This window comes from Curtobacterium sp. RM9, assembly GCF_054956955.1.
On sequence record NZ_CM143271.1, the window covers coordinates 2,717,394 to 2,729,017 of the forward strand.

Consider the following 11,624-nt stretch of genomic DNA (forward strand, 5'->3'; position numbering starts at 1 on the left):
CCCCGTTCCGGGGCGGACGGGAGGCGCGGGGCGGCGCCGCCACGCGCCTCCCGGCTCATCGTCGGTCACGTCCGGTCCCTCCGAGGCGTGCGTCGGTACCGTGGTGGCATGTCGACCCCATCGGAGACCGCGCCCGCGGACCAGGACGCCCTCCAGACCGAGCAGAGGACGGCCGCGGTCGTCTACAACCCGGTCAAGGTGCACCTGCCCACCCTCAAGGAGACGGTGGCGAAGCACGAGCAGGAAGCCGGCTGGGCCGAGACCCTGTGGTTCGAGACCACGGAGGAGGACCCGGGCGGCGGCATGGCGAAGGCCGCCATCGAGGCCGGCGCCGACGTCGTCGCGGCGGCCGGCGGTGACGGCACGGTGCGCGCCGTGGCCGAGGTCGTGCACGGGTCGGACGCCGTCCTCGCGCTGCTGCCGAGTGGGACGGGCAACCTCCTCGCGCGGAACATCCCCGCGCCCATCGACGACCTCGGTGCCAGTGTCCACACCGTCTTCCGTGGCGAGGACCGCGCGATCGACTTCGGCGAGCTCGAGATCGAACGTCCGGGCGGCGCCCGTGAGCGACACGGGTTCGTGGTGATGGCCGGGCTCGGCCTCGATGCCCGCATGCTCGTGAACACGAACGACGACCTGAAGAAGAAGGTCGGCTGGCTCGCCTACGTCGACTCCCTGTTCCGTTCGGTCCGCGACGCCGATGCGTTCGAGTTCCGGTACCGGCTCGACGGCGACGGCAACCAGTCGGTGCGCGCGCACTCCCTGATCGTCGGCAACTGCGGCATGCTGCAGGCCGGCGCGACCCTGCTGCCGGATGCCGAGATCGACGACGGCGTGTTCGACATCGTCGTGATGCGCCCGCGCGGCTTCTTCGGCTGGGTCCGGATCGCTGCCCGGGTGTTCTGGGAGAACGCGATCCTCCGGTCGTTCCGACGGTCGAAGATCGGGCAGACGGAGGTCGGCCGGCGCATCTCCACCGCCGCCCGCGAGGAACGCCCGCTGCGCTACATCCGCGGCGAGGAGTTCGTGGCGCGGCTGGAGCGGCCGGACGAGTTCGAGATCGACGGCGACCCGGTCGGCGAGGTCGTCGCGTTCAAGGCGAGGATCGACGCCGGTGGCCTGCGCGTGCGGGTGGCCGGACCGCAGGACCAGACGCGCAACACCCGCCGGGTCGAGCACGCACACAGCTGACGCGGGTCGGGCGCCGGCAGCTCGGCCGCGGCATGCCGTCGGACGGTCGGTCAGGCTCCGGGCTCGCCCACGACGATCGCCCGGAGCCAGTCCCGCGCCTCGACGAACGCCTCGTCCGAGTACCGCGCCGGGACGTCCGGCCGGTACCCGTCGGCCCGCGGGTACGAGCCGAGGAACGTCACGCGCGGGCTGAACCGGCGCAGGCCGAGCAGGGCGTCGGCCACGCGCTCGTCCTGCACGTGCCCGTCGAGGTCGATGACGAAGCGGTAGCGGCCGAGTTCGTCGCCGATCGGCCGCGAGGTCAGCAGCCCCATGTTGATGCCCCGCGTCGCGAACTGCTCGAGCATGTCCACGAGGGCGCCGGGGTGCTCGCTCGGCAGTTCCACGATGACGCTCGTCTTGTCCGCACCGGTCCGTGCCGGGATCGACAGCGTGCGGGACACCAACACGAACCGGGTGACCGCCGAGGCGTTGTCCCCGATGGACGAGGCGAGCACGGCGAGGTCGTGGTGGTCGGTGATCCCGGGCGGGGCCACGGCGGCGTCGGCGACCGGGTGCTCGTCGAGCAGCGCGGTCGCGGCGGCCACGTTGGACGAGGCCGGGATGTGCCCGTGTCCGCGGACGTTCGCCTCGAGCCACCCGCGGGTCTGCGCGTACGCCACGGGGTGCGCGTTCACGGTGCGGACGTCCGCGAGGGTGGTGCCGTGCCGGGCGACGAGCACGAAGTCGACGGGGACGAGGTACTCCCCCACGATCCGCACGCCGGGGATCCGGGCGAGGGCGTCCTGCGTGGCGCTGACGCCGCCGTCGACGCTGTTCTCGATCGCGATCACGGCACCGACACTGCGGCCGGTGACGACGTCGTCGAGGGCCTCGCCGACGTTGTTGACGCTGCGCCAGGGCTTGCCGGCGGCGGCGTCGACGAGCTTGAGCGCCGCCTCGGTGAACGTGCCGGCCGGTCCGAGGTACGAGTACGTGTCGGACGGTTCGGCGGGCTCGGTCATGGGGGCGAGCCTATTGCAACGGCCCCGCACGACCGTCGCGTGTGACGCGCTGGCCGGCGCTGACCACGACGGCCGACCGGCGCGGTCAGTCGGTCGCGGTGCCGGTGAGCCGGGCCTCGCAGATCGCGGGGTCGTCCTCCGCGCGCGGGTAGGTCAGCGCTGCGAAGCGGCCCTCCGGGTCGAGCCTGCTGAGGAGCGCCGCGGAGATGCCGTCGAGCTGCGCGACCTGCTCGTCCGTGAGCGCGTCGATGACCATGCGGCGGGCGGTCCGGACGTGGTCGGGGGCTGCGTCGACGATGGTGGCGTACCCGGCGTCGGTGAGGCGGACGTCGGTGGCGCGGCGGTCCTCCGACGACGGGCAGCGGGTGACGAGCCCCCGCTTCTCGAGCCGGGACACCACGTGCGACAGCCGCGGGAGCGAGGCGTTCGTGGCCGAGGCGAGCGCGGACATCCGGAGCGTGCGGGTGTCGGTCTCGGAGAGCATCGCGATGACCATGTAGTCGAAGTGCGTCAGGTCAGCGTCCCGCTGGAGCTGCTGGTCGAGCGCCGCGGGCAGGAGCTCCATGACGGCGACGAGCTTCATCCACGCACGCAGCTGCTCGCGCGTCAGCCACGGGGTCTCGTCGGTCATGCCCTCATCCTAGCGAAAGGTTGTCGGTTCAACCAGTGGTCGCTGCGACCCGCCGGCGACGACTCCCGACCAGCAGGACGGCGACCACCACCACGAGCAGCACGCCCTCGACGACGAGCAGTCGGGCGCCGTAGTCGAACGGCAGGACCGTCTGGTTCTTCTGCCCGTGCGCCTTCGCCGCGATCTCCGGCACCACCACGACGGCGAGCACCGTGCCGAGGACCACGGCCGTCTGCACCACGACGAGCGCCCAGGCCCGCACCGCCCGACCGGTCCGGCGGAGCAGCACGCCGACCGCGACGACGAACGGGGACAGGATCGCGTCGTGCAGCACGACGGCGGCGATCAGCCAGGTCACCAGGCCCCAGATGCGGTCCGGTCGGACGGTCGTCACGAGCGTGGACGCCCCGAACGCCAGGACGAGCACGCCCACGACGACGAGGACGATGCGCGCGGCCCTCATGCGATCACCTCGATCTTCTCGATCCACTTCGTCTGCAGGACCCCGGGTCGTCCGGGCGCGATGATCCGTGCCGGGAAGCCGTGGTCGAGGTCGAGCGTCGCGCCGTTCAGCTCGAGCGCGACCAGGGTCGTCGGGTCGTCGGCGAACTCCGGCCCCATGTCCATCACGCGGTACCCGCCGTGTCGTTCGAGGCTCGTGACCCGCACGTGCGAGCCGCGCGGCGCCTGCACGGCGTCGAGCAGGTCGCGCAGCGGGACGCCCTTCCAGGTGCCCATCTGGCTCCAGCCCTCGACGCACGAGATCGGCAGGTCCACGGTCGCGCCGCCGAGCGCCACGAGCTCGGCCCGCGCGAAGGTCCGCATCACGACGTGGCTGGACACGGTCAACGTCCAGTCCGCTGCGGTCGCGGTCGCCAGGACGCCGGCCGCCCGCGCGGTCCGGTTCACCGGCAGGTCGTTCGGCCCGCGTCCGCGCTGCCGGGCCCCGAACACGTTGAGCGGCTCGGCGAGGCGGTTCGACTGGCCGGCGGTCAGCGCGACGACGCCGACGGTCGCCGCCGCGACACCGGCGAAGAACCCGCGTCGTGCGATCCGCTCGCGCCGTCCGGTGCTGGGCTGCTCCGCTCTGGAGGCGCGCCCAGCGTCGTCGGGACCGGCCTGCGGTCCGGCGGGAGCGCCGTCGATCCACCGGTGCAGGCGGCCGGTGAGGCCGCCGACGGAGCCGCCACGCGCCTCCTGGTCGTCGGGCAGTAGCTCGCTGCCCACCGAGGCGTCCGCGACGAACCGGCCGTCTGGGTCGTAGGAGTCCCGCGCCCGCCAGTACCGCACGATGATCGGCAGCTTGGTCCCGATGTGCAGCACGAGCGAGCCGATCAGCACGTAGGACAGCGCGTAGTGCACCTGCCGGAAGGGGAACGGCCACGGGTACCACTGGTACGTGTTCACGAGCCCCGTGAACACCTGCACGAGGGCTGCCGAGACGAACACCGCGATGGACAGCCGTTCGAGCAGGTGCAGGACGCCGCGCACCGGCGGGGTCTGCGCGAGGGCCGGCATCACGGCGTTCAGCTTGGCGAGCAGCAGCGGGATGATCGCGATGCCCGCGGTGATGTGCAGCCCCTGCGTGAACTGGTAGAGCTGCACGGGCCGGGTCGGGAACCGCATGCCGGGCAGCGGGTCCTGCAGGAAGTGGCTGTACAGGCCGGTGCCGAAGCAGACGAGGAACGCGATGCCGAGCAAGCGGCCGAGCACCACCGCCGAGCGGGCGTTCCGGTTCGGCGACGCCATGGCCGCCCGCGCGTCCAGCAGCAGCCGCCGCACGATCGGTAGCCTCTCCCCTTGATGAGCGAGCGACTGCGTCCGGGCCGACTCCTGCCGACCGTGCTGGCCGTGGTCGGCGTCCTCGCCCTGGCGGGCGTCGTCGCCTGGGGCGTCACGCATCTGGGGTTCCTCCGAGCCGGTCATCGTTCCCCATTCGTTGCGTGGACCCTCATCGCTTGGACCCTCTTCGCCGGATCGGTGCTCGCGCTCCGGTTCGTCCCGGCCCGCTGGACCTCGCGGATCGTGGTCGTCGGCGCCGTGCTGGTCGGCCTCGCGGCCTTGGTCGGTCCGCCGGACACCAGCACCGACTCTGCCCGGTACGCCTGGGACGGCATCGTGCAGCACGCCGGCGTCTCGCCGTACGCGCACACGCCGCAGTCGACGGCACTGTCCGCGCTGCGTCCGGACTGGCTCTTCCCGGACAAGGTCGACGGCACCTGCAAGCCCCTCGAACCGCGCTTCCGCGGGCTCGGCGACGGTGCGGACGGGCACTGCGTCGCGATCAACCGACCGGACGTCGTGACGATCTACCCGCCGATGGCGCAGCTCTGGTTCGCCGGGGTGCGGGCATTCGTGCCGGCGACCGCGCAGTACCTGCCGTTCCAGGTCGCGGGCCTGCTCGTCTCGCTCGGCGTCACGCTCGGGCTCGTCGCGGTGCTCCGCCGCGTCGGCCGTCCGACCTGGTGGGCCGCACTCTGGGCCTGGTCGCCGCTCGTCGCGTCCGAGGGCGTGACGAACTCGCACGTCGACCTGCTCGGCGCCGCGCTCGCGACCGCCGGCGTCGTGCTCGTGGCGTTCGGTCGACCGGTGTGGGGCGGCATCGCCCTCGGGGCCGCGACCGCGACGAAGCTCATCCCGGCGATCGTGTACCCGCCGCTGCTCCGCCGCTGGCGACACTGGTGGGCGGTGCTCGTCGGCATCGCGGCGTTCGGGCTGCTCTACGTGCCGTACGTCCTGTCCACCGGCATCGACGTGCTCGGGTACCTGCCGGGCTACCTCAGCGAGGAGGGGTACGAGGACGGCTCCCGGTTCGCCCTCGTCTCGCTCGTGGTCCCGGGTGACGCGGCGACGATCGTGGTCGGACTGGTCGTGCTGCTGGCGGCGTTCGTGTCCTGGCGGCTCGCGGACCCGGCGCGGCCCTGGTCGGCCGAGGTGCTCATGATCGGCGTGACCTTCCTGGCGGTGACCCCGCGCTACCCCTGGTACGCCCTGCTCCTCGTGCCGTTCGTGGTGCTCTCCGGGCGGTGGGAGTGGCTGTCGATCGGCCTCGCCATCGCCCTCCGCGGGGTGTGGCCGTCGGCCGACGCCTTCCGGTGGTGGCTCGCCGCGGCGGTCCTCGTCATCGTGGTCGTCACCCTGGTCCGCACCCGCCGCGAGGACTGGCGCCGCTGGGGACGACGCCTGGCCTTCCGTCCACCGATCGCCGCCGCGCTGCCACCGGAGCGCGCGGACGCCGTACGCTGACGCCCATGGCACCCGCGATCCTGCTCGGCACGACCGGCGGCCCCGAGACGCCCAGGAGCGCTCCGGACGACCGGCACGCCCCCGACGGCCTGCTCGACCGGTTCGGTCGGCGCGCCGTCGACCTCCGCGTGTCCCTCACCGAGCGCTGCAACCTCCGGTGCACCTACTGCATGCCGGCGGCCGGGTTGCCGTTCGCGCCGGACGACGCCCTGATGACCGCGGCCGAGATCGAACGGCTCGTGCGGCTCGGCGCCGAGCGCTTCGGCATCCGGAAGGTCCGCTTCACCGGCGGGGAGCCCATGCTGCGGCACGACCTCGTCGACGTCATCGCCCGCTGCGCGGCACTGCCGGACGCCCCCGAACTGTCGCTCACCACGAACGCGATCGGCCTCGCCCACCGCGCCCGGGCCCTGCGTGACGCCGGACTCCGCCGGGTCAACGTGTCGCTCGACACCGTCGACCCCGACGTCTTCACCACCGTCACCCGCCGGCCGTTCCTCGACAAGGTGATCGCCGGGCTCGACGCCGCCGCCGACGCCGGCCTGACGATCAAGGTCAACGCCGTGCTGCTCCGCGGCGTGAACGACGCCCTGGCGCCCGACCTGCTCCGCTGGTGCCTCGACCGCGGCCACGAGCTGCGGTTCATCGAGCAGATGCCGCTCGACCCCGACCACGTGTGGGACCGCACCGAGATGGTCACAGCGGCCGAGACCCGCGCGATGCTGTCGGAGTCGTTCGCCCTGGTGCCCGACGACGCCCCGCGCGACGGCGCCCCGGCCGAACGCTTCCGGGTCCTGGCACGCGACACCGACGCGCACCACCGCGCAGGCGACGACCTCGGCACGATCGGCATCATCGCGAGCATCACCGAGTCCTTCTGCGCCGACTGCACCCGGACCCGGCTCACCGCCGACGGCCACGTCCGCAGCTGCCTGTTCTCGGACGACGAGACCGACGTGCTCGGCCCGATGCGCGCCGGTGCCGACGACGACCAGGTCGCTGCGCTCTGGCAGCGCGCGATGTGGGCGAAGCCGCGCGACCACGGCGACGACGGCGACGAGTTCGTGCACCCCACCCGCGGCATGAGCGCGATCGGCGGCTGACCGTGCCGACCCTGCGCTTCTTCGCCGCCGCCCGCGCCGCCGTCGGTGCGGACGAGGCCACCGCGGACGCCGCCGTCCTCGGCGACGCCCTGGCCGCCGTCGACGCAGCCGACCCGGAGCGCTGGACGGCGCTGCAGGAGCGCTGCTCCTACCTCGTCGACGGCGTCACCACCCGCGACCGCTCGACCCCGCTCGCGGGCGTCGGCGTCGTCGACGTCATGCCGCCCTTCGCCGGCGGCTGACCCGCGGCCGACGTCAGGGCGCCGGGTACACGCTCACCTCGGCCGGCGGGACGGCGACGTGCACGACGTCCCCCGGCACCGGACCGAGCGCGGCGGCCACCGCGACCGTGACGTCCGCCACGAGCTCGCCGGCCCGGATCCGCACCAGACCGTCGCGCGGCTCCACCGCGTCGACGGTGCGGGCTGGCCCGTCGCCGTCCGCCGTCAGCCGTGCCGCCGTCGGGTGCCACGTCGCCAGCGCGGGCCGACCGGGAGGCACGGTGCGCGTCGTCGACGCGAACCCACCCCCGCCGTCGAGCGCGATCCCCGTCGCGGTGGCGGTCCCACGGACCAGTGTCAGCCCCGAGAACGCCGCGGCGAACGCGCTGGTCGGGCGCGCGAGCACGGTGGCGACGGGGCCCTCCTCGACGACCCGTCCGCCGTCCAGCACGACGACGCGGTCCGCGAGGGTCACCGCCTCGAGCGGGTCGTGCGTGACGAGGAGCACCGGACGGTCGGCGCGGAGCGTGCCCAGGACAGCGCGGACCTCGGCGCGGGCGTCGACGTCGAGCGCCGAGGTGGGCTCGTCGAGCAGGAGCAGCTCGGGTGCCGCCGCGAGTGCCCGGGCGACGGCGACCCGCTGGGCCTGGCCGCCGGACAGGGTGTCCGGCGCACGGGGTGCCAGACCGGCCACCCCGACGGCGGCGAGGGCCGCGGCGGACCGGTGCCGCGCCTGGCGTCCGGTCGCACCGGTGGCGCGTGGACCGAAGGCGACGTTCCGGGCGACGGATCGGTGCGGGAAGAGGTCGGGGCGCTGCGCGACCAGGCCGACCCGTCGGCGGTGCGGCGGGATGGCCGTGAGGTCGCGGCCGGCGAGGACCACCGCGCTCTCGCGAGGACGGAGGAGGCCGGCGAGGACCTCGACGACGGTGCTCTTGCCCGCGCCGTTCGGCCCGACCAGGGCGACGCACTCCCCCGCGGCGACCTCGAGGCGGACGTCGACGCCGCGCTCCGGGACGACGACGTGCGCGCGGAGGCCGCTCACGTGACGGCCCCGCGGTTCCGGACGGTCGCGGCGCCGATGACCACGAGCGCGACGACGACGAGCACGAGCGCGAGGGCGACGGCGGTGTCCGGGTCGATCTCGCGCTGCAGGTACACCTCGAGCGGCAGGGTCCGGGTGACGCCCTGCAGACTGCCCGCGAAGGTCAGCGTCGCGCCGAACTCGCCGAGCGCCCGCGCGAAGCAGAGCACCAGGCCGGACACGATGCCGGGCAGGGCCAGCGGTGTCGTGACGGTCAGGAAGGTCCGGGTCGGGCCCGCGCCGAGCGTGGCCGCGACCCGCTCGTACCGGTCGCCGCGGACCCGGAGGGCGCCCTCGACCGACGAGACCAGGAACGGCATCGCCACGAACGTCTGCGCGACGACGACGGCGGTGGTGGTGAACGCGATGCGGAGACCGTGTCCGTCGAGGAACGCCCCGAGCACGCCGAGCCGGCCGTACGCCGCGAGCAGGGCGAGTCCACCGACGACGGGCGGCAGCACGAGCGGCAGGAGGACGAGCGCCCGGGCGACACCGACCCAGCGCGAGGTGGACCGCGAGAACAGCACCGCGAGGGGGTAGCCGAGGACGAAGGCGGTGCCGGTCGCGGCGGCGGCGGTGCCGAGGCTCAGGCCGAGGGCGCTCAGTGACGCGGGCGAGCTGACGAGGGCGGCGAAGGAGGTCCAGTCGACGCGGCCGACCATCGCGAGGACGGGGACGACGACGAACAGGCCGCCGAGGACCGCGGGGACGGGGAGCCACCAGGGCACGGCCGTGCGGGCGGACCGGGCGGTGCGGCCTGGTCCGCGCCGCTCCTCGCGTGGTCCGGGCACGGGTCAGGGCTTCCCGAAGCCGGCGGCGTCGAGCACCCGCTGCCCCGCGTCGGAGCGGACGTACGCCGCGAAGGACCGAGCGAGCGCCGGGTTCCTCGACTGCCGGAGCACCCCGACCGGGTACGTGTTTACGGCCTCCGCGGACTCGGCGAAGGGCACGCCGTCGACCTTGCCGGCAGCCCCCCGGACGTCCGTCACGTAGACGAGCCCGGCGTCCGCCTGTCCGGACTCCACCTTGCCGAGGACGTCCGTGACCGACTGCTCCTCGCTGACCGGTCGGAGGTCGACGCCGGACGCCTGTTCGACCTTCGCGGTCGCGGCTCCGCACGGCACGGGCGCCGCGCACGTGACGAGCTGGACGCCGGGCTCCGCGAGGTCGTCCAGCGAGCGGATACCGCGGGGGTTGCCCGGGGCGACCGCGATCTCGAGGACGTTGGTCGCGAAGTCCCGGGGCGAGCCGTCGAGGTCGCTCGACCCGAGCTTCGCCATGTTCGCCTCGTCCGCCGAAGCGAACACGTCCGCCGGTGCGCCGTTCTGGATCTGGCTGACGAGGTCGCTGGAGCCGGCGAACGATAACGTCACGGTCGCGCCCGGGTGCGCCGCCTCGAACCGGTCACCGAGCGTCGTGAAGGTCTCCTGGAGCGATGCGGCCGCGAACACCGTGATCGAGCCGGTCGCAGTGCTCGATGCCGACGGCGTGCCGGTGGTGTCCGGCTGCGACGAGCAGCCCGTGAGCACGAGGGCGGCGACGCCCGTCCCGAGGAGCAGGGACAAGCACTTCTTCCGCAGACGCGACGTCACTCTGCGATCGTAGCCGCATCTGCGGTGACCGGCAGTCCCTCGCGCCGCCAGGCAATGATGCCGCCGTCGAGCACGACCGCGCCGGGGTGCTGCCGGGCCCAGGCGGTCGCCCGCACGCCGCTCGCACAGACCACGACGACGTCGGTCGCGTCCGCACCGCCGGGCTCGTCCTCCGGCCCCGGGCGACGGCTGCCGGGCACGACCCCGGTCACCAGTTCCTCGTCGGTCCGGACGTCCACGAGGACGGTCCGGCGGCCCGGGTCGTCGAGCCGCCGTGCGAGCTCGCCGGGCGCGATCCGCTCCGGTTCCGCGTCGACCGACGGCGCGGGACGGCGTGACGCGGGGCCACGACGGACCGGGCTCTCCGTCCAGCGCCACCGGCGTGCGTCGACCGTGAGCACCCGCCCGAGCAGGGGTTCGCCGAGGCCGGCGACGAGAGCGGTCACCTGCGCGGCCATCACCGAGCCGACTGCGCCGCAGAGGGCGGGCAGCACGCCGTCGAGGGCGCAGGACCCCTCGTCCGGCAGGGCCTCGGGGTGCAGGTCGTGGAAGTCGACGGGCTCCGGGGCGGCGTCGTGGAACACCGACACCTGGCCGTCGTAGCCGAGGACGGTCCCCCACACGAAGGGGATGCCCGCGTCGGCACAGGCGTCCGACACCGCACGGGTGACCTCGACGCTGTCCGCGGCGTCCACCACGACGTCGTGCCCGGCGACGTGCTCGGACCGGAAGCGCTCCCGGATGGCGACGACCTCGGTCACCGCGTCGACGGCGCGGACCCGAGCGGCGGCGCACACCGCTTTGGCGTGCCCGACGTCGGCCGCCGAGAAGAGCGTCTGCCGGGCGAGGTTCGAGACGTCGACGGTGTCGTGGTCGACGATCGTGATGCGTCGGAGTCCGCTGCCCGCGAGCAGCGCGAGCACGGGAGCACCGAGTCCACCGGCACCGACCACGAGGACGGAGGCCCGGGACAGCGCGTCCGTGGCACGATCCCCGGCCCCGGCGAGCGCGGCGGTGCGTGAGGTCAGCCGGCGGCGGGCGGCGAGGGATCCGGCGTCGGGGGTCGTCATGCGTCCGCCTCCGGTGCCGGGACCTCGACGGAGACCATCGTCGCCTTCACCGAGGCCACCGCGACCGCCCCGACCGCGAGCCCGAGGTCGCGCACGGCCTCGGCGCTCATCAGCGACACCACCCGGTGCGGCCCGCTCTGCAGCTCGACCTGCGCCATCACGCCGTCGACGACCAGGTCGGTGACGATCCCGACGAAGCGGTTCCGGGCCGAGCTGCGAGTGCCGGACGGATCGTCGAGCTGGCCCCCGCGACCACGGATGTGCGCGGCGAGCTCGGCACCGTCGAGCACCGTCCGACCCGAGGCGTCGGTGCCCGGCGTGAACGTCCCGGCGTCGACCATCCGTCGGACGGTGTCGTCGCTCACGCCGAGGTACCGCGCGGCGTCGCGGATCCGCAACTTCGTCATCCCACCGCACGATACCGGCCGCGTCGGCACGACACCGGCCGTGCCCGCACAGCACCGGCGGCAACCGCCGGTCGG

13 protein-coding genes are annotated in these 11,624 nt (G+C 74.1%); 4 read left to right on the plus strand and 9 right to left on the minus strand.

Annotated features, from left to right (window positions below; translation table 11 throughout):
* Positions 1 to 108: 108 nt before the first annotated feature.
* A complete protein-coding gene (locus ACY3FI_RS12860) occupies positions 109 to 1,191 on the plus strand; it encodes a diacylglycerol/lipid kinase family protein (protein WP_462547948.1) in 1,083 nt (360 codons plus the stop codon).
* Between the two features lie 50 nt (positions 1,192 to 1,241).
* On the opposite strand, the gene pheA is transcribed toward ACY3FI_RS12860, so the two are convergent.
* The 4 genes from pheA to ACY3FI_RS12880 form a co-directional block, all read right to left on the minus strand.
* Entirely contained in the window at positions 1,242 to 2,195 is a 954-nt protein-coding gene (gene pheA, locus ACY3FI_RS12865; RefSeq protein WP_462547949.1) for a prephenate dehydratase, read from the minus strand.
* 85 nt (positions 2,196 to 2,280) lie between these two features.
* On the minus strand, positions 2,281 to 2,826 hold the full coding sequence (locus ACY3FI_RS12870; protein WP_462547950.1) for a MarR family winged helix-turn-helix transcriptional regulator: 546 nt from the start codon (positions 2,824 to 2,826) through the stop codon (positions 2,281 to 2,283).
* Between the two features lie 28 nt (positions 2,827 to 2,854).
* Positions 2,855 to 3,289, minus strand: coding sequence for a hypothetical protein (locus tag ACY3FI_RS12875; protein ID WP_462547951.1), 435 nt, complete (start codon positions 3,287 to 3,289; stop codon positions 2,855 to 2,857).
* On the minus strand, positions 3,286 to 4,608 hold the full coding sequence (locus tag ACY3FI_RS12880; protein ID WP_462547952.1) for a molybdopterin-dependent oxidoreductase: 1,323 nt from the start codon (positions 4,606 to 4,608) through the stop codon (positions 3,286 to 3,288). Before ACY3FI_RS12880 ends, ACY3FI_RS12875 begins: the two co-directional genes overlap by 4 nt.
* Before the next feature lie 21 nt (positions 4,609 to 4,629).
* Between ACY3FI_RS12880 and ACY3FI_RS12885 the strand changes: the two genes are divergently transcribed.
* From ACY3FI_RS12885 to ACY3FI_RS12895, 3 genes are read left to right on the plus strand one after another with little or no spacing between them, the layout of a single operon-like run.
* A complete protein-coding gene (locus tag ACY3FI_RS12885) occupies positions 4,630 to 6,072 on the plus strand; it encodes a glycosyltransferase 87 family protein (protein WP_462547953.1) in 1,443 nt (480 codons plus the stop codon).
* Between the two features lie 5 nt (positions 6,073 to 6,077).
* Complete coding sequence (gene moaA / locus ACY3FI_RS12890; RefSeq protein ID WP_462547954.1) at positions 6,078 to 7,175, plus strand: GTP 3',8-cyclase MoaA; 1,098 nt, start codon at positions 6,078 to 6,080, stop codon at positions 7,173 to 7,175.
* Positions 7,176 to 7,177: 2 nt separating this feature from the next.
* Positions 7,178 to 7,417 (plus strand): MoaD/ThiS family protein, encoded by a 240-nt coding sequence (locus ACY3FI_RS12895; protein ID WP_462547955.1) that lies wholly within the window; start codon positions 7,178 to 7,180, stop codon positions 7,415 to 7,417.
* Positions 7,418 to 7,430: 13 nt separating this feature from the next.
* On the opposite strand, the gene ACY3FI_RS12900 is transcribed toward ACY3FI_RS12895, so the two are convergent.
* The 5 genes from ACY3FI_RS12900 to ACY3FI_RS12920 are packed head-to-tail and all read right to left on the minus strand — an operon-like array spanning position 7,431 to position 11,549.
* Positions 7,431 to 8,441 carry an ABC transporter ATP-binding protein gene (locus ACY3FI_RS12900; protein ID WP_462547956.1) on the minus strand — a complete coding sequence of 337 codons (1,011 nt, stop codon included), beginning with the start codon at positions 8,439 to 8,441 and terminating at the stop codon, positions 7,431 to 7,433.
* The gene (locus ACY3FI_RS12905; RefSeq protein ID WP_462547957.1) at positions 8,438 to 9,271 is read right to left on the minus strand and encodes an ABC transporter permease; all 834 of its coding nucleotides are present in this window, start codon (positions 9,269 to 9,271) and stop codon (positions 8,438 to 8,440) included. The genes ACY3FI_RS12900 and ACY3FI_RS12905 overlap by 4 nt, the downstream gene beginning before the upstream one ends.
* A 3-nt stretch (positions 9,272 to 9,274) precedes the next feature.
* A complete protein-coding gene (gene modA, locus ACY3FI_RS12910; protein WP_462547958.1) occupies positions 9,275 to 10,072 on the minus strand; it encodes a molybdate ABC transporter substrate-binding protein in 798 nt (265 codons plus the stop codon).
* Entirely contained in the window at positions 10,069 to 11,142 is a 1,074-nt protein-coding gene (locus ACY3FI_RS12915; protein ID WP_462547959.1) for a ThiF family adenylyltransferase, read from the minus strand. Before ACY3FI_RS12915 ends, modA begins: the two co-directional genes overlap by 4 nt.
* The gene (locus ACY3FI_RS12920; protein WP_462547960.1) at positions 11,139 to 11,549 is read right to left on the minus strand and encodes a TOBE domain-containing protein; all 411 of its coding nucleotides are present in this window, start codon (positions 11,547 to 11,549) and stop codon (positions 11,139 to 11,141) included. The genes ACY3FI_RS12915 and ACY3FI_RS12920 overlap by 4 nt, the downstream gene beginning before the upstream one ends.
* Positions 11,550 to 11,624 lie beyond the last annotated feature (75 nt).